Below are 24,911 nucleotides of genomic sequence, written 5' to 3'. Positions count from 1 at the left end.
TAAGTTAGCATTGCTACAGAGGACTACTGTATCTAGCTTATTATAAACTTCTAAAACTGTTTTTTATTGCCTTATATGAGCCTTAAGCACTATAAAACAGGAATAAATACCTTTGAATTATTTTTGGAATTTATAGTGAAATATTTTTTTCAATGTATCTTTGAAAAAGAATGAATAAGATAAACGATAAAACATTAAAAGATTTAGAATTTTATACAGTTCTAAACCATATAGTAGCACGTTGTAATACGGAACAAGGTAAAGAAAATGCGCTACATATTACACCGCTCCGATCAAAAGAAGCTATTGTTACACATTTGGGGCAAACCTCTGAATATGTAGCCTCTTTTACTAATGATAACCGCATTCCCAATCATGGTTTTGATGCTATAAATCAAGAGTTAAAACTTTTGAAAATTGAAAATGCTACTATTGAAATTTCAGGTTTTCGTAAAATAGGGAATATTTGTAGTACTGTAAATACCCTAAAAAAGTTTTTAAAAAAATTTAGAGAGTATTATCCATTGCTTTTTCAGGCCTCTGAGGAAGTGGAGTTAAATACAGAAATTCCAGCACAGATTGATGCTGTGATCGATAAGTTTGGTGAAATTAAAGATAATGCTTCTGATAATCTGCGAATGCTCCGGCAAGAAATTAACGGATTAAAGGGGAAGATAAATCAAAGTTTTGCAAGAGCATTAACCATGTATCAAGCTTCAGATTTTTTAGATGAAATTAGGGAATCTGTTGTAGATAATCGTCGTGTTTTAGCGGTAAAAGCAATGAACCGAAAAAAAGTAAAAGGAGCCGTTATGGGTACTTCTAAAACAGGAAGTATTGTTTATATAGAACCAGAGGCAGCTTTACAATTTAGTCGTCAATTAAATAATTTAGAATTTGAAGAGCGAGAAGAAATTCAGCGAATTCTTAGGGTGCTAACGGCACATATTACCCCTTTTATACCTGAACTTTCCATGTATCAGGAATTTTTAGCACATATAGATATTACAGCAGCAAAAGCAAAGTATGCTATGGAAATGGATGCTGTAATGCCCGAAATTAGTGATACAAATGAGTTGTATTTAAGAGATGCCTACCACCCACTTCTCTATTTAACAAATAAGCGCAAAAAAGAAAAGACCTACCCACAGACCATAGGACTTCATGACGAGAATAGAATTATCGTTATTTCTGGGCCTAATGCTGGGGGAAAAAGTATCACCTTGAAAACCCTGGGGATACTTCAAATAATGCTTCAAAGTGGGCTGCTGATTCCTGTACATGAACGCAGTAAAGTGACTTTGTTTAATAGAATTCTAACAGACATAGGGGATAATCAATCTATTGAAAATCATTTAAGTACGTATAGTTATCGACTTAAGAACATGAACTATTTCTTGCGTAAGTGTGATGATAAAACATTGTTTTTAATTGATGAATTTGGTACTGGTAGTGATCCAGAATTAGGAGGTGCATTAGCCGAAATTTTTCTTGAAGTATTTTATGAGCGTGGTTCCTATGGCGTAATTACAACGCACTACTCTAATTTAAAGCTTTTGGCTAATGAATTGCCACATGCTACCAATGCAAATATGTTGTTTGATTCTAATACATTAGAGCCTACCTACCAACTTGCATTAGGGCAAGCAGGGAGTTCTTTTACTTTTGAAGTAGCACAGAAAAACGGAATTCCATATAGTTTAATAAACCGTGCTAAAAAGAAGATAGAAAGCGGTAAAGTCCGTTTTGATGCTACGATAGCTAAACTGCAAAAAGAGCGTAGTTCTATGGTAAAAACAGGAACTAAATTAAGAGAGGAAGAAACCAAAGCGCGTAGCGAAGCACAACGTTTTGAAGAATTAAACACTAAAGTAAAATCTAAGCTTGAGAATTATCAGGAATTATATGATTCTAGTCAACGTATGATTTATTTAGGGAATAAGCTTAATGATGCCTCATTGAAGTATTTTCAAGATAAAAAGAAGCGACCATTAGTATCAGAATTACTTCGGATTGTAGAGACAGAAAATAGCAAACGTAAAAAGAAATCTTCGCAACAAGTAAAGGTTGAAAAGATAAAAAAAGCCGAAGTTGAGAAAGAAGTAATTCAGGAAGTAGAAGTTATCCGTGAAGAAAAAAAGAAAGAAAAAAAGGTAAAGGCGCATGTAGAAAAGAACAAACCTAAACCTATTTTTAAAATTGGTGATCGTGTTCGGATGTTAGATGGGAAAGCTGTGGGGAGTATTGATAAATTAGAGAAAAACAAAGCATTTGTTAATTACGGAATTTTCACAACCAATGTGAGTATAAGTCAATTAGAATTAGTTGAAGCAAAAAAGAAGAAGTAGACTTCTAAGCAGTAATGGTAACGACATTGACCTAATGAATAGGTCTGGATGTAACTAAAAAGTCCCTTCTAAAAATTTACATAAAATACGATCTACAGAATGGTTAGACGTACCATTCTGTAGATCGTATTTACAGCAGCATAGGTGACTAGTATTTACCTTAAAAATAAACTGTTCTTACCATATGTTTTAAAGAGTATACTGTTTTAATTTTCTAGTTTCTTAAATCATGTAACGCTAAAACAGGAATACTTGGGTTATTGCCTAAATCTTTTACCATTGGATTTGAGAAAATACTACCAAAGAAATTATGTTTCTTATTTATAAAAGCAATCATCTCACTCTCTCGGCTTTGAAAAAAACAACGTACACCTTCTTGTAAATTTGAACTATATAGTACATGATGCGTAAAACTAGTAGCTCCTAAAATTTGATTAAGTAATTCTTTATTTTCTGCTTGCTGCTTACTAAATTCTTTATCTTTTTGAATGTATAAAATTCTAATGGGTGCATTCGTTAATTGAGAAATTTCAATTAAGGTAGCCAATTCTTTTTCTTTATAATGCGTTTTAAAACTGGTAGGAAATACAATCTCGTTAGGGTTTTTAAAAGTAACAGTATCTGGAATTTCAAATACCGGACAGTTTCTAACCTTCTCCATCGTATTTACGGCATTACTACCCTGAATTATTTTTTTATCGTCCTGTCCTCCTTCCGATCCAATAAGTATTAACTCAATGTCTTCCTTTTCAACAACTTTTTTAAGTACATCATTAAAAGAACCAAATTCATTTAAAAAATGAAATGTATGATTGTTATTCCCCGTTTTAAAACGCTGTTGATCCTTTAGCTTTACCATATTTATTTCAGCTAACTCTTTTACCTCATTAAGTTTTTTATCGGTAGGTTCAGGACTTAAAAGGTTGTTTTTTGAGTATCCAGTAAGATAGTAAGAATGCAAAATAAAGAATTCACAAGATTCTCTTTTGTAGAGTTCAAGGGCATAATTTATAGCATTATGCGCATTTTTTGAAAAATCTGTTGGAATTAATATTCTTTTCATTTTAGAATGATTTTAAGTATACTTCAAAGTTAAACTTCATTTAACATATATGAAATGACCAATGTCATCTAAGCAATTCTATCACTACGGATTATTCAAGAATTCAATATCTATTTTAAAAATTAGAAATAATTGTATGATTCTAATTTACGTAGAATTTGTTTTGAAAATAGACTGTTCAACTTTCCCTTAGAAATTAAAAACAGTATTTAGAGCATTACCCTTATTTAAGATCTAAATGGTAAAATAAGGAAACACAAATAATAAAATGGAATTCATAACAGGATTCCCTTAAAAAATCAGGATATTTAGCATGAATGTAACGTATAAAAAAATGGACAGCTGGAATATTACTTGAAGGTTGGTACTTAATACGTTCTTAACTAAACATAACATTTAAATACCTTCATTAGTTCTTATTCTTTTTTCGTCACTATAAGCCTGTAGGTTCTCTTTTTAGGGAAACTTTTAAAAAAAATGGAGCCATGCGTTAAATCAAAAAAAATGTACTTTGGAATTATTTAAAGACGAACCCTATACTCTTATTTTATGAAAAATAAGTGCGAAGTAATTTCTAATTTAGTTATTTTATACATGAAACAAGTAGCATTTAACTTGAGTAAAGACTGATGAATACTTTATAAAATATATTCATTAAACGAGCTCGCATAATTAATACAATACTAGCCTTAAGTATTAAATTATTGCAAAAAAAGTAAATTACACCATCTAAAAATACATTCCTATTAAGAAAAAATAAGTAATACTGAACAACCCGTATAAATGATTGGTTTCATTATTTAATTAGCATACAACTCATAGTTTCATTTATATTTATACTACCAAACTATCTTAATTTAGAAGCGGAAAAGTTATTTGAATGATTTTTGTTTTTAATACATTCAAATAAAAAATAGAACGTTTTTTTAAACACTCCCCCACGTTAATTACTCAAATATTGAGTGAGTTATTAATATTTCATTCTATAAATTAAGTTATGATAGTAGTAAACATATTTGAAACATCGCTGCCATTAACAGATCCTGTTTTAAAATTTCTTTTAATATTGGTGATTATTTTGTTTGCTCCAATAATCTTAAACAAAATTAAAATACCACATCTTCTTGGGCTAATAATTGCAGGTGCTGTAGTTGGCCCTAATGGAATTAACTTAATAGAACGAGATAGTGGAATTATACTATCTGGAACAGCCGGATTACTTTATATCATGTTTCTTGCAGGATTAGAAATAGACTTAGTTGACTTTAAAAAAAATAGTAAAAAAAGTATAGTTTTTGGTTTACTTACTTTTAGTATTCCCATGACATTAGGTACTTTATGTGGGATTTATATACTAGAATTTTCTACACAAACAGCTGTTTTACTTGCTAGTATGTTTGCATCTCATACACTAATTGCTTACCCATTAATAAGCAAGCTTGGTGTTGCCAAAAATAGAGCTGTAAACATAACGGTGGGCGGAACAATGATCACTGACACCCTAGCTTTATTGGTTTTAGCAGTTATTGTAGGAATGACAACGGGAGAAGTAAATGCACAATTTTGGATTCGATTATCAGTTTCCATACTAATTTTTGGTTTCATTGTGCTATTCCTGTTCCCAATTATCGGTAGATGGTTTTTTAAAAAAATTGATGATAATGTTTCTCAATATATTTTTGTTTTAGTAATGGTGTTTTTAGGGGCTGGTCTAGCAGAGCTTGCGGGAATAGAACCTATTATAGGGGCTTTTTTAACTGGTTTAGCCTTAAACAGACTTATTCCCCACACCTCCCCTTTAATGAATAGGGTGGAGTTTGTTGGAAATGCTATTTTTATTCCCTTTTTCTTAATTGGGGTGGGAATGCTTATAGATTACCGTGTGTTTTTTAAAGATTTTGAAACGATTAAAGTTGCGGCAATCATGATTTTTATTGCAACTCTTGCAAAATTTATTGCTGCATGGTGTACACAAAAAATTTATGGTTTTTCTTCAGATGAACGTAGATTAATTTTTGGATTAAGTAATGCCCAAGCAGCAGCAACATTAGCAGCGGTTTTGGTTGGATATTCTATAATTCTTGGGGAAACACCATCTGGCGAGCCGGTGCGTTTATTAAACGAAACTATTCTGAATGGAACAATACTTATGATTCTGTTTACATGTACTATCGCTTCCTTTGTAGCTCAAAAAGGTGCTCAAAATATTGCCCTTTTAGAACATACAGATGCTTTACCTGAAGAAACTGATCATCTAGAACGAATATTAATTCCTATTAGTAATATTGATACTATTGATGAACTCATTAATTTAGGAATCACTATCAAATCCAAAAGTAACAAAGACGGCTTGTATGCGCTAAGTATGGTTGACAATAGTAAGACTAATGGTTCTGCAGATAAACTAGCGAAAACAATACTAAGTAAAGCAGCGGTAGCTGCAGCCGCGACAGACACCAAATTACATGAACTATTGCGCTATGACATCAATTTAGTAAATGGAATTACTAGCGTTACAAAAGAACACGCTATAACTGATTTAATTTTAGGGCTCCATGTTCATAAAGGTATTTCCGATTCATTTTTAGGAAACCTTACAGAAGGTATTTTAACTAAAAGTAGCACTACCACTTTAATTTATAAACCTGTTCAACCTCTCGCTACTATAAAAAGACATATCGTTATTGTACCTGAAAATGCGGAAAAAGAAATAGGTTTTCCTTTTTGGTTACTGAAAGTGTGGAATATCGCCAGAAATACCAGTGCTAAACTCCTTTTTTATGGAAATGAAAAAACTTTAAAATTTATAAAAGATATTAAAAATAAATATCCTATTGAATGTTCATTTCAAACGTATAATGATTGGGATAATTTTTTGATTATAGCTAAAAATTCTTTCAAAGACGACAACATAATTATTGTTTTGAGCAGAAAAGAACAGCTTTCTTACCATAAAAATATGAGTAAAATTCCGACTTATTTGAATACGTATTTTAAAAAGACAAGTTGTATTTTAATTTATCCAATGCAATCTTCCCTAAATACGACGCAGAAGATAAATGTTACCAACCCTAGTTTAATTACGCCCTTGGAAAAACTAGAGGAAATTAGCAAAACTATAGCTAAGCTTTTTACACATAAATAGCAAACGTAAAAAGAAATCTTCGCAACAAGTAAAGGTTGAAAAGATAAAAAAAGCCGAAGTTGAGAAAGAAGTAATTCAGGAAGTAGAAGTTATCCGTGAAGAAAAAAAGAAAGAAAAAAAGGTAAAGGCGCATGTAGAAAAGAACAAACCTAAACCTATTTTTAAAATTGGTGATCGTGTTCGGATGTTAGATGGGAAAATAGTGGGGAGTATTGATAAATTAGAGAAAAACAAAGCATTTGTTAATTATGGTATGTTTACCACAAATGTGAGTATAAGCCAATTAGAATTAGTTGAAGCAAAAAAATAAACAGTCGGCATCAAGTGTTTTTAGCACCTGAAAACCGACTGTTCCCACATTTCAAAATATACCCATTGGGTATTTTTTAGAAGCTACAATTTAGTTAAGATGGTATGCTTGAGAATAAGAATACGTGTCCTTGGCATCTGTTATGGCATAACTTTTTCCTGATTTGTCAAAAATTACAAAATACCTAACACCACTAGTATAGAAACTAAAGGAAGCCCCAACCGTATTAAAAGGTAGGCTGTTGTATTCTTTGGGTGCAGAAGACGCGTTGCCTTCGGCTGGTTTTATATCATATGCTATATTAAAGTTAGTACCCGTATTTGCATAAGAGCTTCCCGACCAATACAATGAATATTCTGTGCCCTGTTGATTAAAAATATGCATAGAGCTTTTGTATTTGTCCTCTTTTTCATTTTCCAGTTCATAATACACATTTAGTATAGCGCCTATTCCTCCGGTATTAAATGGATTAGTGCCCTTACTTAGTTTTTCAATAGAAAGGTCGCTCACCGTGGTGAAATCTTCCCAAGTATCTCCATTCACATATTTATATTGGAGTCCATTTTTTGAAATAGCAAGAAATTGAGCTTGGTTGTTAATACTAATTTCTTGGGCATTTTTTCTAACATTTACAATGGCACCAATACCGTCAAAAGTAGCATTACTCTTATCACCCGTAAAAAATGGATATTCTCCTTTAAATAGGGTGGTTACAGGAAATGGCCCGTCTAATTCGCCATTATAACTTCTCATAAATTTATCACCAGTCGTATTAATTAAAATATACTCACCTGAGGCGCGTTCAAAAGCAGCTCCTACTCCACCTTCTTCAAGATCTTTATTGCCGTGCCAATGCTTTGTTTGAATGGGAGCATCTACATTTTTTACAAGATCACAAGACGTAGTACTATATGTTGTTGCAAGTTGTACTCCTACAATTTCTGATGTATTTACACTTCGTACCACATAGCTAATAGGTAAGCCTGTTTCTATTTTTGCACTTTCTGCTAATAAACCAACCAATTCATTTAAATTAGCGCCTATGGTTTTGATCGTAGATTTAGCTTCTCCACCAAAAGCAGTTACATTAATTTTAACTTCTTTTAAGTCTCTTAATGCATCCACTTCTAGATTAAATTTCCCTGAAGCAACCACAGCGCCAAAACTACCATTTATAGCTATTTTTAGTTCTTGGTATGAAGAATTAGTTTCTATTAGCATGTAATATACTCGGCCATAAGTAACATCACTTATATAGGTTGCAGGATTGTCTTCTTGAACAAATTTCGCTAAACCTTCAGGAGTTACCGAAGGGTCAAACAACGCATCTAAACTTGTAGGTAAGTCAATAGACATGGTATAGAAACTTTGTTTCAGCTTCACTAAAACTCGACTCTTTTTATCTTCATTTTTAAAATCTAAATTTCCACCAATTTTTGTAAAGGCAGTTTTAATGTCTAAGCCTAGACTTACCGCTAGCGCTTCTCTGCTTTGTACTTGGGTGTATTCAAAAGAAAAATTGGCTGGTATTGCGTTAGGAGATGCTGCTATAATTTCGTTCATAGCATTTTGAATACTACTTTTAGAGACAATAGCTACATTAATAGCACTATTGATATTGCCATTATTTAAATTGTAAGATACGGTTCCTCCAGCGCGTTTTACAGGGATAACATCTGGTGTCGCATTTTTTAAAGATTTTCCTTGTAATAAGCTGCCGGGGTAAATTACAGAAGCACTAGGATTAAACAAAGGAAACCCACCACTGCCGTTACCTGTTCCTGTTTTAAGATCATAAGTAGTAGTGATGCACTTCCAAATTTCTTCTTCCCCGCTCTCTGCGTTGATAATTCGTTCCTGATTTTCAATATATTCAACTTCTGTTTCTTCTTCTGTCGGGGAGACAGGTTCATTGCCTATGGCGATGACACTTTTAAAACTGTCTAAAGTTTCTAGTTCATCAATTACTTTTGGATCCTCTTCTTTATTACAGGAAACGATACTTAGCAAGGCTGCTATAATAAGCAATAGATAGTGCCTTAATTTAACTTGTTTTAATACAATCATTTTATTTTATTTAAAGATTTGTGTAGTCAAAACTAGACGCAATTAGGGCATATGCCTAATAAATGCTATAGACAAAGTATGGACAACGAAAAGATACTTCTATACGATATGTCTCAAAATAATAGTTATTTAGATATTGTACAATACGCTCATAACACCTATTAACATAAGGTGTTATACGAATTTTACCCAACTAACTTTTAGGCGATTTTGTAGATAAAGGATGGACATTTGTTACTGAAGCCTTCTGGAGTCTTATGCTACTATAAAGCATAAAACCGCTACCTTAGAACTCCAGAATAAAAAATATTTCCCCCCAATTATTTAAATTAATCCAACTATAAATAGTTTAATTCTAATTATGAAAGTTTTTATAATGGTATTCGTCACTTTCTGCTTTGCTTTTTCTTATGGGCAATTAGAGCGAAAAGTAGATAGTTTAGAAAAAGCCTTGAAAGATAAAAAAAGTCTTACAGGTAAAGTAGAAACACTTGAAATGTTGTATGTAGTTTTACGCTACAATAACCCTGAAACCTCCTTGAGGTATTCTTTGCAAGCCTATGAAATTGCGCGTACCCTGGAGGATAAAAAAAAGCAGCTTAATGCGGTATATCAATCTGCTATTAGTTATCGGGCATTAAACCAATTGGGTGCTGCTGTATCGTATCATAAAACAGCCATGAAACTTTCTAAAGAACTGAAGGAAGAGGTTTTTTACGCAAAAAGCTTATTGGAATTGGCAGATATTAAACGCTTAGACGCTAAAAAAAAGGAAGCTTTAGAAATGTTTAATGAGGCAAAAGTTATTTTTGAAAACAATGATGAAAAAGAGTTGGTTTCTGTTTGTTTGGGTAATATAGCTAGTGTGTATCTGAGTAATGGGCAGTTTAAATTATCTCAGCAATTGTATATGCAAGCATTGAATAACATAGACTCCTTACATACAGATCCGCTTACGAAGGCAGATATTGTAGCAAGATTGGGAGAGATACAATACAACACAGAAAATTATGAAGCATCTATACCGTATTACTATCAAGCTTTAGAAGTATATATAGCGGTAGGTGATAATATCTGGCAATCTAATATGTACCTTCAAATCGGCACCTCGTTGGCGGCATTGCAGGACTATGATAAGGCTTTAAAGTATTTTTTTAAGAGCCTAGAAATAGCTAAGAATTTCGGGCTCATATCAAATGAAGCTATGGTGTATACCAATATTGGTTCAACCTACAGAGAAATGAAGAATTTGGAGGCTTCTGAAGCTTATTTAGAAGAGAGTTTACATTTTCATAAAAAAGAAGGACTTGCTTATAATCATATTGCCGTGCTTTTAGAATTAGGGCGGTTATATATGGATTTAAATAATCCTGAAAAAGCTCTAAGTTTTTTGGATGAGGCCATTGACAGATCTACACCCTCCATGCGTTTAGATTATTTAATGGAAGGATATAAATTGAGGTCTGCCGCTTACGATATTTTAAATAGTCCGCAAATGGCATTACGCGATTTAAAAGCACACCAAATATTTAAAGACAGTATTTTTAATCATACAAAAATGCAGCAAATAGAAGAATTAAAAACAATCTATGAGACTGAAAACAAACAAACATTACTTGCTTTAAATAAGGAAGAAATTGAAAATTTACAGCATAAATCTAAAGTAGATACCTTAACCAAGAGTCTTTATGCTGGAGGTATGCTTTCTGGCTTGTCATTGTCTATACTCCTATTTTTTATTTTCAGACAACGCCTAAAAAAGAACAAGTCTAATCAAAGGAAATTAGATGAACTTTATAAAAAAGAGATTAAATATAAACAAAAAGAATTGGCAAGCTTAACGGTACATTTAGCACACAAAAACACATTCACCCAAGATTTAATGGAAGATTTAAAGGAATTGAAAGATAATCCCGAAAAATTTAAATTGCAGTTTAGAAGAATTCTTTTGTTGTTAAAAAAGCAGAATTCTGATGATAAGGATTGGGAGTTATTTAAAGCTTACTTTGCAGATGTGCATAATGATTTTGATAACAAACTAAGGGCTATTTATGCTGATATTACGGAAAAGGAAATAAGACTAGCGGCTTTTTTAAGAATGAATTTGTCTACAAAAGAAATAGCAGCAATATTTAATGTGCTTCCAGATAGTATACTGAAGTCTAAATACCGATTGAAAAAGAAGCTAAATTTAAATAAAGATATGGATTTAGGGAGTTTTTTAAACTCTTTATAAACGCTTGTTTGAAAGCCAAATTAAGGAAATGAAAGGTGTTGCTATTTTTTACATAGAAATACCATTTAAGAAGAACTCAATTAGTTTTTTTACTATTATAATGTATTTCCATAGACTATCTTTGATTTAAATTTTGATTTTTAGAATGGTTTATGCAGGTAAATAATTTACATAAAATTATTCTTTTTGATGGCGTTTGTAATTTATGTAACTCTTCGGTACAATTAATTATTAAGAACGATAAAAAAGATGAATATAGGTTTGCCTCTTTGCAAAGTGAGGCGGGTCAAAAGCTAGCAAAGGAAAGGCATATTGATACCGCTATAGTGGACTCTATCATTTTAATAATACCTGGAGTAGCGTATTATACAAAATCTACAGCGGCTTTATGTATTGGTAAATCTTTTGGAGGTTTATGGACTTTATTATCCATATTTGAATGGATTCCAGAGAAAAGTAGAGATCTTGTCTATGATTACATTGCAAAAAACCGCTATAAATGGTATGGAAAACAAGAGGCTTGTATGATTCCCACGGCCGAATTAAAAGCTAAATTTCTAGATTAGTAAGGCTGCCTCACAGGAAAGTATATTTCACTAATTGAAAATAGATAGGTACTCATTAGTGGTTTTATTGGTATAGTGTGTTGGTTAGATTTGTCGTAAATCTAAAACCAACGCTTTATGAAACATGTAGTATTATTTCTAATTTTCTGTCCTATGCTCATTTTTGGAACAGATAAAGTACCTTCTAAAATAAAATCGGTTACTGTTTATTTAAACAGTGCAGAAATCTCTAGAACTTCAAATTTTCAATTAGCAGCAGGGACCACAGAACTCATTTTTAATGGGCTATCTCCAAAAATAGATGAAAGCAGTATTCAAATTTCGGGACTAAAAGGAGCTTCTATTTTATCTATTTCGTATGATATAAATTATTTAGATAAAATGATTTCGAGTGAAGCAACCACTTCTTTAATAGCTTCAAAAAAAACTATTACATTAGAGATTGCCTTACTGAAAAATCTTATCATTGGATTGGAAGAAGAAGAGAAAGTAATAAATAGTAATCGAGCTATAAATGCTAATCAGCAATCCTTAGACTTAGAAGCCGTAAAGCAGATAAGTACATACTATAGAAAGCGTATTACAGAGATTAAGAATGAAATTTATATAACTAATGTTAAGATTAATGTGTTAAGTGAGGACTTACAAAGTATTGAAAAACAGTATATTGAGTTAAATAATGTTCCCGATGAGCCTAAAGGAGAAATTGTTATAAAATTAGAGAGCCCAATAGCAACACAGTTAAATTTAGAATTAAAATATAAGGTCTCTGATGCAGGATGGATACCAAATTATGATCTTAAATCAAACAAAATTAATGATCCTATACACTTAACTTATAAAGCACATGTATACCAAAAGACCGGAGAAAATTGGGAAAATGTACTTGTGACTCTTTCTACAGGAAACCCTAATAGCTTTTCAGTAAAGCCTGAATTGACTACGGATTATTTAAATTTTGGCTCTCGTAAAAGTTATGATTCACAATTTAAAAAGCATAAATATTCCTTTAATCCAACGGTAAAAAAGGTCATAGGTATAGTGACAGATGCTTCAGGGCAAGCATTACCAGGTTGTAACGTTATGATTAAAGGAACAAACATTGGAACGCAAACAGATTTTGATGGACACTATATACTTGCTATAGAAGCAGGGCAAGAATTGGTGTTTTCGTATCTAGGCTTCCAGACCATTGAAATCCCTATTTATTCTTCAGTGATGAATGCACGTCTACAAGAAGATTCCTCAGCGTTAGAAGAAATAGTTGTTGTTGGGTATGGCTCTCAGAATAAGGAGCTGGGTAGCGCTCTTAGTGGTCGCGTTGCGGGAGTTAGCATTAGAGGGGTTTCTAGTGTTACAGAAGCATCGCAACCCTTATATATCATAGATGGGGTGCCTATGGATACTTTTGAAGAAGGAGACTTAGACGCAAATGAAATACAAAACATAGAAGTTTTAAAAGATGCCTCTGCAGCTTCAGTTTATGGTGCCAGAGCCACAAATGGAGTTATACGTATCACTACCAAAAAAAGCAATACTGAAGATAATGTAACCAGTACCAAATTTGTCATCAAAAGCCCCTATTCTATTGCGAGTGATGGCGATGTAACTGCTATAGAAATTAACACATTTCTGTTAGAGGCAGTATATGAGTTTTATGCTGCTCCTATAGTAAATGAAAATGTTTTTTTAACGGCTAAGTTTAAGGATTGGGAAAAACTTAATTTATTACCAGGAGAAGCTAATATTTACTTTAATGGGGGTTATGCGGGTAAAACTACAATAGATCCGTATGCGGTAAACAAAGAGATGACGGTATCATTAGGGGTAGATGCGGGTATTGTTGTGACGCGAAAACAAGATAAAAATTTTAAGAGCAAATCATTTACAGGTAGTAATAGAATTGTAGATAGAACTTATAATTTAGAAGTGAAAAATAATAAATCCGAAACTATAAAATTAGTTTTAATGGATCGTATTCCAATCTCTGAAAATAAAGAAATCAAAATAGAAGATATTATCGTTAATACTGCGGCTTATGATGAAGAAAAAGGCTTGCTTACTTGGGAATTAGAGGTAGCACCTAAGCAAGAAAGCAAGCACCATTTTTCGTTTCAAGTAAAATACCCAAAAGGGCGTAGTATAAGTTTGTAAGCTGCACAGCTTACTTCAAATTATTGAGAATAAAATCTAGTGTTTTATTCTCATTTTTGTTTTCCATAAAAGCTATATTCTTATGAGTAATAGGGTTAGCAAGTCCTAACTCTTGAAGATTTACAATATCAGCTTCATAGTCCATAGTCACTTTTCCGGTTAATAAATTATCCATTGCCTCTCCCTTTTGGTAGCGTTTGTAAATTTTTTTTAAGCCGCTTAAGTATAGCCTGTCTTTGGTGAAACCGCCACCTCGGTGCACCCGCATGGTAATGCTGAAAGCATCGTTTCTATTTAGTTTATAAGTGCCATGTATCAAATCAAAGGTATCAGAAAAGCTATAACCTTTAATTAAACTTTCGCTAGCTAAAACTCTGTATGCTAATGTTTTAAGTCGGTTTAAAGTTAGAGCTCCGCTCATGTACTCACTAAAAACAGCAAGGCCCTCTTGGGTTTCTACATTACGAGGAAATCCGTTAGAAAAAATTTTTAATGGTTGTTCAATTCCGTTATATGTGGTGACTAAATGCACTCCAATTTCATGGTTGGCCAGTGTTAGTAATTGATTTTTACTGAACTTTGTATTCTTCTTTATCAATAATGTTTGTGTGCTATTACTTACCATAGCATCTGCAGCTATGGCTGTAGATAATTTTATATTTAAAGGGAAATCATAAAGCTTAGAAAATTCTTCAAAATAGGATTTAGCATCATCAGGAGAATATATTTTTTCCATATCAGCTCTTTCTGCTTCATTAGAGTGGTGTAAAATAAATTGCGCATTTTGCACATCTTTCTCTGTAGGCGTTCCGTAAAGTCGTAATGAATTATAGTAAAATTTCTTTGGCTCCCCTATGGTCTGTATGCATTGCACCATGTTAGAGTAATAGTAAATAATATCCTGATAAAGTTTTTGGACCCTTTGATCTTCAATACGCTCCAAACGTTGCGAAAAGAACATTCGGTGTAATTTATAAGGATGGAATTTTACTTTAGGATATTTTAGAATTGGATCTTCAGTATATTTTGAAGCAAAAAAACGTTGCTTTTCTTTCTCACTATTTAAAGGGTTTAAATAGCTTAACAATTCAATTTTTTTCGCAAGCCGATCAAGATTGTTGTCAATATCAAATAACTCTTGATTATCTTTTATTACTTGTTTTTGTTGTTTTGTATCCATAGAACCTAAAGAGAACAACTATTTTATTTGTTGTTCGATAAAAAGAAAACCCTAAAATTGGTCTTTACTAATGACTATTAATTTTGTTTTTTAAAATATATAAAACGAAGGGTAAAAGTAATTATTTTTCAAGTAAATCTATTTTATGATAGTTGATTTATTTAATTTAAAATTCTTGGATTTCTAGTGAAGTAACTAAAACAGATGATGATACTTATAATTGAATGCTTTGTTAAAGCTATAAAGACCCATTTGATGGGTATGAGAATTAGAAAGTACTGTAATTCTAGTATATGAAGTGTCTTAATTAGGCTGAGAAGCTTAGAAGAACGTAGGATAGTTAAAACAAGCAGCGGAAACGATCGCTGTTAAGAAGTTGATCAGAGATTTTAGGCATTTACTGTTAAAAGACTTAGATTTGAGTTTAACATAAAGAAAAAAAGACTGTTTTAATGATTTCGATCTATAAATTGAAACCCAAATTTCAGCAAATTCTAAATCCGATTTTGCTTTTTTTGCACAAACATAAGGTAACGGCAAATCAAATTACGGTAGGCTCCATTCTATTATCTGTTCTTATTGCAGTGCTGTTTTGGAATTCTGACGCTAATAATTGGTTTTTTTTAAGCTTACCAATTGGACTTTTATTGAGAATGGCCTTTAATGCCTTAGATGGCATGATGGCAAGAAAATTTGACCAAATGAGTGCTTTGGGTGAGGTTTTAAACGAATTGGGAGATATAATTTCTGACGTCATTATTTTTTTTCCGTTATTAAAATTTCAACCAGAGAGCTTGTATGTAGTAATTGTGTTTATAGTCTTTAGTGTAATTAATGAGTTTGCAGGACTATTAGGAAAAGCAATTGGAAAAGAACGCCGCTATGATGGTCCAATGGGAAAAAGTGATCGTGCTTTTCTACTTGCCGTTTATGGCCTTATTCAATTTTTTGGAGTAAACATTTCTGGTTTTTCTAATTTCATTTTTGGAGCAGTTATTTTATTACTCGTTCTTAGCACTTTTATACGTCTTAAGAAAGCATTAAATGAAGCTTAAAACTGATAATTTAGAACATAAATACGCAGACGTTCCGCTTAGGGTAAAAACTTGGGTTTATATTATTCTTGTATTTGTACTTGCCATCTCTCATCCCCTAGCTATGAAAATTTTTATTTCATATATTGGATTTCAAGTTTTTTTAGAATTCTTAAGAATGTTTCAAATTAAGATCAATTTAATTATTGCTTCCCTAGGTATTGGTATTACTCAATTTCTTTTATTATTTTTTCTAAATTTCGAGAACTACTTTCTGTATGCTTTGGGGATTTCCCTCCTTGTTATTATGCTTTTCTTGATTAGAAATAGTTCGTTGAAACAACTATCTGGAATTGTTCTGGGGTTGGTCATAGCCCTTTTTGTTTTTCCTCATTTGGTGTTTCTTAGAGAAGGAATCTTGGGGGTAAAAGCGCTGGTTTTTTTGGTTGTAGTTACTGAGTTGAATGATGTATTCCAGTATGTAATGGGTAAATCTTTTGGTAAACGTAAAATAATGCCAAAAATTAGTCCGAATAAAACATGGGCAGGGGTTGTTGGAGGTGTATTCCTTACCCTAATTTTGAGTGCTATTTTAGGCTATTTTTTATTGCCATCACCGCTTGTTGTTAATATAGTTTTAGGCCTAATTTTAGGAATTTCTGGTTTTTTTGGTGATATTTTTATGTCTTTACTTAAAAGAAGAACAAACGTAAAAGATACAGGGCAGCTTCTTCCGGGGCATGGAGGATTATTGGATAGAATGGATAGTCTCATTTTTAATTTACCAATTTTCTTTTGGGTATTTACTGTATGGTTAAAAACTAACCTATGAATAACAAATTCAATACTGCTTTTATACTTTCGGGAGGTGGAACAAGGATAATGATTTACCTTGGGATGTTTGCTGCTTTAGAACAATTAGGTATAAAGCCCGATGTACTTATTGGCACCTGTGGTGGTGCTTTTGCGGCAACGGTTATTAACACATTTCCTGATAATGAATCCCGTAAAGCATATTTAAAATCTCAAGAATATTTTCAATTTGCAATTAAAAATCGACTTACTAAAGATAAAAAACTTTCACGAATAGGGCTTTTATCCTTAAAGAAAATATGTGATAAAAGAAACGCACCCTTTATTGAAGATGTGTTCAATACATACTTAGCAGAAATTTCTCAAGATTTTCCTAAAGATTTTCCTTTATTAGCAGCTACAGAGTTCTCAAAACAAATACCAACACTTATTATAGGATCCGAAATTCTTTTTGATCCTAAGGCAATTGGTAAAGAAAGAAAACAACAGAAATTATATCAGAAAGTTATTTTTACTGATGCTGATACGGCGAGTAGAATTAATCTTGAAAATACATCGATTTCATCTGAAAATTATAGAAATAGTGCGGTAGAGAAGTTAGCGAAGCTTAAAACTGGCATTTCAATGTTAGTCAGTACAAGAGTTTCTATTTCAGATATGTTTTATGTAGCCCCTGTTTGTTTGGACGGTAAATATTTTGCAGGTGGCGCTATCGATCTAATCCCGATTGAATTGGCAAAATATATTGCTAATTCAGTAATTATTGAAGAAAAACAGTCTTATAGCCCTGTAGAAGAATCTTTAGTCCGTGCGGTGCTTGGGTATAGTGGGAATAAGAGATTGGAAGAAATTCAGAAACATGCTCCTAATTACCAAATTGATACCAGAAACATAAAAAAGGAACTAAAAGGACATTATCTAAAGAAAACGATAAATTGGAAAAAACTTGAAATTTGTTTCGATTACCCTAAAACCTATGCGCAATTTAGAGATGATATGGATATGCAATGGAACTATGGATTTGAACAGACGATGAAAAGTATTCAAGGAAAAAAACAAACTGAATAATGACTCGTAACTGCTATATTTACCTATTAATAAAAATTACGTTTAAACCATGAATATTTTTATTGCTGGCGGTACTTCCGGAATTGGTTATTCTTTAGCTGAATATTACCTGTCAAAAGGATACCGTGTAGGGGTTTGTGGAAGAGATTTGAACAAAATTTCTAAAAGTAACTCCCATGATTTAATTCGTTATGAAGCAGATGTTTGTGTAAAGTCTTCAGTAGAAAAAGCAGTACTTACTTTTCTGGATAAAAATGAAAATCTTGATATTTTTATTAATTGTGCAGGAAGTTATGCGGAAGATGTAGCAGGAGAAATTTCTTATGAAGAAGCCACTCAAATGCTTAAAACTAATATTTTAGGGACCATCAATTGTTTTGAAATTGCAAGGGAACTTATGGTGCATCAAAAACTGGGTCGTATTGCAGTTATTGCTTCCGTTTCTGGTATTTTGGATTATGAAAATTCTAGTTTGTATACCAAAACAAAACGTGCAATAATTCAAATTTCAGATGCTTATCATAGAGCCTTGAAACCTTTTGGTATTTCGGTGACTACTGTTGCTCCGGGCTATATTGATACCTTAAAATTAAGAGCATTAAACAACAATGATTTAAGTAAAAAACCTTTTTTAGTACCGCTTGATGTGGCTACAAAAAAAATTATGGAAGCTATTGACGCTAAAAAAAAGTTAGTTGTTTTTCCTCTAAAAATGAAATGGATGATGACCTTCTTATCCGCACTCCCTGCTCCTATTCTTAATCTTATTATGTTTAAAAAAGCCAAATGGATGAAACAAGAATAGCCATAGGCACAAGAATAAAGTTAGCGGTGCTCTGCGCTACCGTATTTAGTGTATTTTATAATGTGAATGCTTGGTATGCGTCTACCTTAGATTATGTGCCCTCATTTATTTTTAGTTTTGAGAAGTATATGCCATTTATGGCTTGGACAGTGGTGCCTTATATGACCAGTGGCGCATTGTTTGTTGCCGTATTTTTTCTTTGTAATACAATGCAAGAACTACGGACATTAACCAAACGTGTCTTGTTTGTGAGTGTTGTAGCCGGTCTATTCTTTCTAATATTTCCCTTAAAATTTTCATTTATAAAGCCAGATTCTACTAACACTTTATTCAATTTTATCTTTCAATTTATTGAAATAGTAGATTCTCCTTTCAATGAAGCTCCTTCATTACATATAGCTTTTGCTTTTGTATTTTGGTCGGTCTTTAGAAATTTTACGCCTACTTGGCGTCATGTATCGGCTGTATGGTTAGTGCTACTAGGTCTTTCTACATTATCTACCTATCAACATCATTTGTTAGATGTGGTTACCGGGGCTATTTTAGGACAATTGAGTTTTATTATTTTTCCCGCACAGCGAAATAACTTTCAAGTAAGAAATTTTCACCTTGCCAATTATTATTTTTTAGGTGGTTGGCTAATAGTTCTATTAAGTTTGTTGGTTTTTGAATTTTATCATGCAAGTGGTTTCATTTTACTTTGGCCTGCATTGGTGTTATTTTTAATGGGGTATACTTATCAAAAAAACAAAGTACACTTTCTTAAAAACAATTTAGGAACTATTCCTTGGTATAAAAAAATAGTGTATTTCCCTTACATTGGAGTGTATTGGTTGTTCTGGAAATTTTTAAGGAAAAATAAAAAGCCCATTATGCTTATTCCAAACCTTTATATTTCTTCAAGGCTTGATCATTCGGAATTTCAAAATTTTAAAGGCAACAGGAATACATTGGTGTATGACCTTTCTGCTGAGTTAGAAGAAAATAAAGCAATCATACAAAATTGTCAATATCATGCCGTTCCCTTATTAGATATTGGAGCATTCGATACTATTGAAATTAAAAGAATCGTATTAGAAATAACAACCCATTACAAGGAATTACCTAAAGACGGAAAAATATTAATTCATTGTACAATGGGCTTTACAAGAAGTACTTTTATAGGGATTCTTGTAATAAAAAATATTCTATCTTTACCTTTAGAGGAAGCACTACTAAAAATAAAAACCACCCACAAAGATGCTGTAATACATGGCTATCTACAGGATTTTTTAAAGACAATCAATATATGAGCAATGGACATTTTAATAGTTTTGATGGAAGTGAAATTTTTTATCGCAAATGGAATTTCAAACCATCTCAAAAGAGTGTTATCATCATTCACCGTGGACATGAGCATTCTGAGCGTTTAAATGATATTGCTACTTCTTCTCAATTTTCAGCATATAATATTTTTGCGTTTGATTTACGAGGACATGGGCATACCAAGACAGAAACGTCTTCTGTTTTTATGGACTATGTGAGAGATTTAGATGCTTTTTCTCATTATTTAGAAACCAACTATAAGGTAAATAGTACAGATGTTTTTGTAATAGCAAATAGTATTGGCGGTGTAGTTGCTTCTGCTTGGGCGCATGATTTTGCTCCAAATATTGCTGGGATGGCCTTACTTGCACCTGCTTTTAGAATTAATCTTATTGTTCCTTTGGCTAATGAAATGATTACTCTAGGGACTAAACTAAATAAAGGGTTAATTATTAAAAGTTATGTAAAATCTACCATGCTTACGCATGATGTAGCGCAACAGAAGGCTTATGATGACGATTCGTTAATTACGAGATCTATTGATGCCAAATTATTAATAGATTTAGCAGATGCAGGTAAACGATTGGTAGAAGATGCTGAGGCAATAGATACTCCCACACTTATTTTATCTGCAGAAAAAGATAAAGTAGTTTTCAATAAAGATCAAAAAATATTTTTTGATAAACTTGATACTACATTAAAAGAGCTTGAAGTCCTACCAGACTTTTTTCATGGAATTTTATTTGAAACGAAAAAAGAAATGGTGTATGATAAGATGATTGCTTTTGCAGAAAAATGTTTTAATCAAACACCTAAAAGCGTAAGCTTAGTACCCGATCAATTCTCAATAACAGAACATAAAAGTCTACAGAATAATGAGGGGAATAACCTTAACTTTAAATTCCAAAAATGGTCTTTAAGTAAAATAGGGAAAATTAGCAATGGTATGGCAATTGGGCTAAAACATGGTTTTGACTCTGGAGCTTCCTTAGATTATGTTTATCATAACCAACCAAAAGGGAAATTGGGTTTCGGAACAATGATGGATAAAAATTACCTTGAAGCAATAGGATGGCGCGGAATTAGAATTCGTAAACAACATCTATTACAGCTGCTAGAAAAAAATATTGAAAATTTACAAAAAGAGGGTCGCGCTATAAAAATTTTAGATATAGCTGGTGGTACAGGAAACTACCTTTTTGATATAAAGGATAAATATCCTAATGCGGAAATTGTGATTAATGAATTTATAAAAGACAATATAGAAATTGGGCAAAAAGTAATTGATGAAAAAAAATATCAAAATGTACGATTTACAAACTATGATTGTTTTGATGTTGAAACATATGCTAAATTAGATTTTGAACCAAATATTATCATTGTTTCCGGTATATTAGAGCTTTTTGGGGATAATGAATTGGCAAGCAAAGCACTTGCGGGGATTAGCGCTATTGCAGAGAAAAACTCAAGTGTAGTGTATACAGGTCAGCCTTGGCATCCACAACTAAAAATGATAGCCTATGTTTTGAATAGTCATCAAAAGAAAAGTTGGGTAATGAGACGTCGTTCTCAAAAGGAATTAGATCGTATGATGGCTTTTAATCATCTCTATAAAGAGACAATGCTTATTGATGATTTTGGAATTTTCACAGTCTCATCAGCAAAAATTAATACTAAAATAAAATAGGTAAGGATATTGATGTAAAAGTTATAGCATAGCCTAGGCATAATTTTATGAAAAGCGTAGAATTAGGAAATATAAAATTAGTAGTTGACAGCATAGAAACTCGAAAATTCTACGAAACTCAAAACGGATTTGTTTGCAACTGTCCTGACTGTTTGGATTATGTGAGTAAGATTTCTAATGTTCAATTAGAACTAAACGGAATTGATAAAGAACTCGGAATCGATTTGTATAAAGCTGTAGGGCAAGGAATGGACGAATTAATGCCACACGATTATGATGGTTATCATTTGTATGTCGTGCCATATTATGTAATCGGAAAACTCTTTGTAAACGGGAAAGAATTAGAAAAGGAATCTTCTGGATCTATTTGGTCTAATACAAGATGTGTGGAAAAAAGATTAACCAAAAATCTATCCCTAATAATAACTACAACCGAAGATATCACAATTGTAGCCGCAAGAAATATATTAACAATATGGCTCGAATATAAAACGGGTTTAAGAACAAAATAACAGCAATAGCGAATACTATCGCTGAGATTCATTATATAATTTTCAGTTTTAAGCAAAAAAAATAGAGTCCAAATTTGGACTCTATTTTTATATGTTCAAGAACAAATTAGCTTTTACGCTTTGTAATTATCGTTCCAATTTTTTTCTTCTGGATCATTTAGTTTTCCAACAGACTTGGCAACCATCATAGAAACTGCAGCATCACCAGTAACGTTTACAACAGTCCTACACATATCTAAAGGTCTATCTACCGCAAAAATCAATGCAAGACCTGCTTCTGGGATTCCTGCTTGAGAAAGTACAATAACAAGCATTACCATTCCTGCACCGGGAACAGCAGCACTTCCTATAGAAGCTAAAGTCGCTGTAACGATAATCCCTAATTGTGCCCATAAATCTAAATCCATACCAAAGGCCTGTGCTATAAAAATAGCGGCTACAGCTTGGTATAAACTTGTGCCATCCATATTAATAGTAGCTCCAATAGGGAGAACAAAGCTAGTAACCTCTTCATCTACACCTAAATGCTCTTCTACACGCTCCATAGTTACAGGTAGTGTTGCGGCACTAGAACTTGTAGAAAATGCTAATAGCTGTGCAGGCGAAATTCCTTTTAAGAAAAATGAAGGTGATTTTTTAGTAAAAATCCAAACAAATCCAAGGTATACGCAAATCATTAGGAATAAACCGATAATGACACATAATGCGTACCAGCCTAGTGCTTTAAAGAGATCTAAACTTGGTGATTCTACTACTAATGCGGCTAATAATGCAAAAACGCCAAAAGGAGCAGCAAGCATGATTAAATCAATTAATTTTAAAATTACTTCATTAAAGCCGTCAAAGAATTTTTTTACTGGTGTTGATTGTTCTTCGGGAATAAGGATTAATCCTATTCCAAAGAAGATAGCAAAGAAAATTACTTGAAGCATGTTTCCGTTATCACTTGCGGCTTTAAAAATATTGCTAGGAACAATATCTTCTAAAGCTTGTAGTGGTCCAGATTCTTCTTGTTTATGTGCTTGGGCAATTCTGGATTCAGCATCTCCTTTGTAGTTTTCTACTAAGCTAATTCTTGTTTCTTCCGAAATAGATTTTCCAGGTTTTATAATATTTACTACAGCCAACCCTATAGAGACCGCAATAATAGTAGTAATAATATAAATTCCGATAGTCCTCCCTCCCATTTGTGAGAGTTTAGAAATGTCTTTTAAATCTGAAACTCCTTTAATTAATGAAGCAAGAATTAAAGGAACTGCAATAAGTTTTAATGAGTTGATGAAAATATTCCCGAAAGGTTTTATCCAATCTGAGACAAATTTTGCTCCCCATTCAAATTGAACCATTATAAATGCAAATAATACTCCGGCCAACATGCCTATTATAATTTGCCAATGCAATTCCAATTTCTTCATAAAATAATTAGTTTTAGGATAGAAAGATACTGTTTTGAACCTTAATCTTCCAAATACTGAACTATAATTTTATGGTTCTGTTCAATAAAGTAAAATCAGCCAACACAATTGCGGCCATTGCTTCAACAATTGGTACTGCTCTAGGTACTACACAAGGGTCATGACGCCCTTTACCTTGTGTTTTAATCATATTCCCTTCTTTATCAATGGTTTCGTAGGGCTGTATCACGGTTGCTACAGGTTTAAACGCAACATTAAAGTAAATATCCATGCCATTAGAAATTCCTCCTTGGATACCACCGCTGTTGTTTGTTTTTGTTGTCCCATCTGCGTTGTACTGATCGTTATGATCACTCCCTTTTTGAGTAACTCCCTCAAAACCACTCCCGTATTCAAAACCTTTTACAGCATTGATAGAAAGCATGGCTTTACCAAGTTCTGCATGAAGCTTGTCAAAAACTGGTTCTCCAAGACCAATGGGTACATTTTGTATAACACAAGTTATAATACCTCCAATGGTATCTCCTTCTTTTTTTATTTTTTTAATGTAATCTTCCATTTTTGCTGCAGTAGAAGGATCTGGGCAACGAACAGGATTGCTTTCAATTAAAGAAAAGTCTAAGTCTTTATAGTTTTTTTCTAATTTTAAAGTACCCACTTGAGATACAAAAGCATTAATTTTAATGGAGCTTACAAACTGCTTTGCTATAGCACCAGCTACTACTCTACTTGCTGTTTCACGAGCAGAGCTGCGGCCACCTCCGCGATAGTCACGAAAACCATATTTTTGATCATACACATAATCAGCATGTGATGGTCGGTACGAATCTTTTATATGGGTATAATCATGAGATTTCTGGTTGGTGTTGTGTATGGCAAAACCTATTGGAGTTCCTGTAGTGACTCCTTCAAAAATACCAGAGTAAAATTCTACTGTATCTGGTTCTTTACGTTGGGTAACAATAGCAGACTGTCCCGGCTTACGTCGATTTAATTCATTCTGAATTTCATTTAAATCTAATGTAATACCTGCTGGGCAACCATCTATAACTCCACCAATTGCAACGCCATGTGATTCTCCAAAGGTGGAAAGTTTAAAAATAGTTCCGTATGTATTTCCTGCCATTTCTTCTTAAAATTTAACAGTCTCAAAGGTAATTCTAAATTCATATAATCCCAAACTTAGCGTACTCTTAATGCAAA

The 24,911-nt window shown here is 32.6% G+C and carries 17 protein-coding genes and 1 pseudogene; 13 read left to right on the top strand and 5 right to left on the bottom strand.

Annotated features, from left to right (window positions below; translation table 11 throughout):
* Nucleotides 1-170: 170 nt before the first annotated feature.
* Nucleotides 171-2,348, top strand: coding sequence for an endonuclease MutS2 (locus CELAL_RS19040; RefSeq protein ID WP_013552523.1), 2,178 nt, complete (start codon nt 171-173; stop codon nt 2,346-2,348).
* Nucleotides 2,349-2,562: 214 nt separating this feature from the next.
* Here CELAL_RS19040 and CELAL_RS19035 read toward each other — a convergent pair whose 3' ends face one another.
* On the bottom strand, nt 2,563-3,411 hold the full coding sequence (locus CELAL_RS19035) for a universal stress protein (RefSeq protein WP_013552522.1): 849 nt from the start codon (nt 3,409-3,411) through the stop codon (nt 2,563-2,565).
* Nucleotides 3,412-4,408: 997 nt separating this feature from the next.
* On the opposite strand from CELAL_RS19035, the gene CELAL_RS19030 reads away from it, so the two are divergent.
* Both CELAL_RS19030 and CELAL_RS22895 read left to right on the top strand, forming a co-directional pair.
* Entirely contained in the window at nt 4,409-6,556 is a 2,148-nt protein-coding gene (locus CELAL_RS19030) for a cation:proton antiporter (RefSeq protein ID WP_013552521.1), read from the top strand.
* Nucleotides 6,552-6,866, top strand: a pseudogene (locus tag CELAL_RS22895) (endonuclease MutS2); the annotation flags it as partial. The gene CELAL_RS19030 and the pseudogene CELAL_RS22895, both read left to right, overlap by 5 nt.
* Before the next feature lie 90 nt (nt 6,867-6,956).
* On the opposite strand, the gene CELAL_RS19025 reads toward CELAL_RS22895, so the two are convergent.
* Nucleotides 6,957-8,933, bottom strand: a complete 1,977-nt coding sequence (locus tag CELAL_RS19025) for a thiol-activated cytolysin family protein (protein ID WP_013552520.1) — start codon at nt 8,931-8,933, stop codon at nt 6,957-6,959.
* 361 nt (nt 8,934-9,294) lie between these two features.
* Here CELAL_RS19025 and CELAL_RS19020 point away from each other — a divergent pair, with 361 nt between their 5' ends.
* From CELAL_RS19020 to CELAL_RS19010, 3 genes are all read left to right on the top strand, one after another.
* Nucleotides 9,295-11,169: a tetratricopeptide repeat protein gene (locus tag CELAL_RS19020; protein ID WP_013552519.1), complete on the top strand. Its 1,875-nt coding sequence runs from the start codon at nt 9,295-9,297 to the stop codon at nt 11,167-11,169.
* A 152-nt stretch (nt 11,170-11,321) separates the two neighbouring features.
* Nucleotides 11,322-11,735 carry a thiol-disulfide oxidoreductase DCC family protein gene (locus CELAL_RS19015; protein WP_013552518.1) on the top strand — a complete coding sequence of 138 codons (414 nt, stop codon included), beginning with the start codon at nt 11,322-11,324 and terminating at the stop codon, nt 11,733-11,735.
* A gap of 117 nt (nt 11,736-11,852) precedes the next feature.
* A complete protein-coding gene (locus CELAL_RS19010) occupies nt 11,853-13,889 on the top strand; it encodes a DUF4139 domain-containing protein (RefSeq protein WP_013552517.1) in 2,037 nt (678 codons plus the stop codon).
* Between the two features lie 10 nt (nt 13,890-13,899).
* Here the strand turns inward: CELAL_RS19010 and CELAL_RS19005 are convergent, their stop codons facing one another.
* On the bottom strand, nt 13,900-15,069 hold the full coding sequence (locus tag CELAL_RS19005; RefSeq protein WP_041557818.1) for a flavohemoglobin expression-modulating QEGLA motif protein: 1,170 nt from the start codon (nt 15,067-15,069) through the stop codon (nt 13,900-13,902).
* Between the two features lie 452 nt (nt 15,070-15,521).
* Here CELAL_RS19005 and CELAL_RS19000 point away from each other — a divergent pair, with 452 nt between their 5' ends.
* From CELAL_RS19000 to CELAL_RS18970, 7 genes are read left to right on the top strand one after another with little or no spacing between them, the layout of a single operon-like run.
* On the top strand, nt 15,522-16,124 hold the full coding sequence (locus CELAL_RS19000) for a CDP-alcohol phosphatidyltransferase family protein (protein ID WP_013552515.1): 603 nt from the start codon (nt 15,522-15,524) through the stop codon (nt 16,122-16,124).
* Complete coding sequence (locus CELAL_RS18995) at nt 16,114-16,935, top strand: phosphatidate cytidylyltransferase (RefSeq protein WP_013552514.1); 822 nt, start codon at nt 16,114-16,116, stop codon at nt 16,933-16,935. The genes CELAL_RS19000 and CELAL_RS18995 overlap by 11 nt, the downstream gene beginning before the upstream one ends.
* Entirely contained in the window at nt 16,932-17,984 is a 1,053-nt protein-coding gene (locus CELAL_RS18990) for a patatin-like phospholipase family protein (RefSeq protein ID WP_013552513.1), read from the top strand. The genes CELAL_RS18995 and CELAL_RS18990 overlap by 4 nt, the downstream gene beginning before the upstream one ends.
* A gap of 49 nt (nt 17,985-18,033) precedes the next feature.
* On the top strand, nt 18,034-18,789 hold the full coding sequence (locus CELAL_RS18985) for an SDR family NAD(P)-dependent oxidoreductase (protein ID WP_013552512.1): 756 nt from the start codon (nt 18,034-18,036) through the stop codon (nt 18,787-18,789).
* Nucleotides 18,771-20,081 carry a phosphatase PAP2 family protein gene (locus CELAL_RS18980; protein WP_013552511.1) on the top strand — a complete coding sequence of 437 codons (1,311 nt, stop codon included), beginning with the start codon at nt 18,771-18,773 and terminating at the stop codon, nt 20,079-20,081. Before CELAL_RS18985 ends, CELAL_RS18980 begins: the two co-directional genes overlap by 19 nt.
* Nucleotides 20,078-21,781 (top strand): bifunctional alpha/beta hydrolase/class I SAM-dependent methyltransferase, encoded by a 1,704-nt coding sequence (locus CELAL_RS18975; protein WP_013552510.1) that lies wholly within the window; start codon nt 20,078-20,080, stop codon nt 21,779-21,781. Before CELAL_RS18980 ends, CELAL_RS18975 begins: the two co-directional genes overlap by 4 nt.
* 47 nt (nt 21,782-21,828) lie before the next feature.
* Entirely contained in the window at nt 21,829-22,293 is a 465-nt protein-coding gene (locus CELAL_RS18970; RefSeq protein ID WP_013552509.1) for a hypothetical protein, read from the top strand.
* 113 nt (nt 22,294-22,406) lie between these two features.
* Here the strand turns inward: CELAL_RS18970 and CELAL_RS18965 are convergent, their stop codons facing one another.
* Both CELAL_RS18965 and aroC read right to left on the bottom strand, forming a co-directional pair.
* Nucleotides 22,407-23,708 carry a dicarboxylate/amino acid:cation symporter gene (locus tag CELAL_RS18965; RefSeq protein ID WP_013552508.1) on the bottom strand — a complete coding sequence of 434 codons (1,302 nt, stop codon included), beginning with the start codon at nt 23,706-23,708 and terminating at the stop codon, nt 22,407-22,409.
* A 61-nt stretch (nt 23,709-23,769) separates the two neighbouring features.
* The gene (gene aroC, locus CELAL_RS18960) at nt 23,770-24,834 is read right to left on the bottom strand and encodes a chorismate synthase (protein WP_013552507.1); all 1,065 of its coding nucleotides are present in this window, start codon (nt 24,832-24,834) and stop codon (nt 23,770-23,772) included.
* Nucleotides 24,835-24,911: the final 77 nt, after the last annotated feature.

This window comes from Cellulophaga algicola DSM 14237 (assembly GCF_000186265.1).
Classification (GTDB): Bacteria; Bacteroidota; Bacteroidia; order Flavobacteriales; family Flavobacteriaceae; genus Cellulophaga; species Cellulophaga algicola.
Note: the sequence above shows the minus strand (reverse complement) of the source record. Positions and strands in the feature narration are given on the sequence as shown.

Coding starts and splice junctions, on each gene's coding strand:
- CELAL_RS18995 (WP_013552514.1), top strand. CDS start 16,114: ATGAAGCTTAAAACTGATAATTTAGAACATAAATACGCAGACGTTCCG.
- CELAL_RS18990 (WP_013552513.1), top strand. CDS start 16,932: ATGAATAACAAATTCAATACTGCTTTTATACTTTCGGGAGGTGGAACA.
- CELAL_RS19040 (WP_013552523.1), top strand. CDS start 171: ATGAATAAGATAAACGATAAAACATTAAAAGATTTAGAATTTTATACA.
- CELAL_RS18985 (WP_013552512.1), top strand. CDS start 18,034: ATGAATATTTTTATTGCTGGCGGTACTTCCGGAATTGGTTATTCTTTA.
- CELAL_RS19030 (WP_013552521.1), top strand. CDS start 4,409: ATGATAGTAGTAAACATATTTGAAACATCGCTGCCATTAACAGATCCT.
- CELAL_RS18975 (WP_013552510.1), top strand. CDS start 20,078: ATGAGCAATGGACATTTTAATAGTTTTGATGGAAGTGAAATTTTTTAT.
- CELAL_RS19010 (WP_013552517.1), top strand. CDS start 11,853: ATGAAACATGTAGTATTATTTCTAATTTTCTGTCCTATGCTCATTTTT.
- CELAL_RS19000 (WP_013552515.1), top strand. CDS start 15,522: ATGATTTCGATCTATAAATTGAAACCCAAATTTCAGCAAATTCTAAAT.
- aroC (WP_013552507.1), bottom strand. CDS start 24,834: ATGGCAGGAAATACATACGGAACTATTTTTAAACTTTCCACCTTTGGA.
- CELAL_RS19015 (WP_013552518.1), top strand. CDS start 11,322: ATGCAGGTAAATAATTTACATAAAATTATTCTTTTTGATGGCGTTTGT.
- CELAL_RS18970 (WP_013552509.1), top strand. CDS start 21,829: ATGAAAAGCGTAGAATTAGGAAATATAAAATTAGTAGTTGACAGCATA.
- CELAL_RS19025 (WP_013552520.1), bottom strand. CDS start 8,933: ATGATTGTATTAAAACAAGTTAAATTAAGGCACTATCTATTGCTTATT.
- CELAL_RS19020 (WP_013552519.1), top strand. CDS start 9,295: ATGAAAGTTTTTATAATGGTATTCGTCACTTTCTGCTTTGCTTTTTCT.
- CELAL_RS19005 (WP_041557818.1), bottom strand. CDS start 15,069: ATGGATACAAAACAACAAAAACAAGTAATAAAAGATAATCAAGAGTTA.
- CELAL_RS18980 (WP_013552511.1), top strand. CDS start 18,771: ATGGATGAAACAAGAATAGCCATAGGCACAAGAATAAAGTTAGCGGTG.
- CELAL_RS18965 (WP_013552508.1), bottom strand. CDS start 23,708: ATGAAGAAATTGGAATTGCATTGGCAAATTATAATAGGCATGTTGGCC.
- CELAL_RS19035 (WP_013552522.1), bottom strand. CDS start 3,411: ATGAAAAGAATATTAATTCCAACAGATTTTTCAAAAAATGCGCATAAT.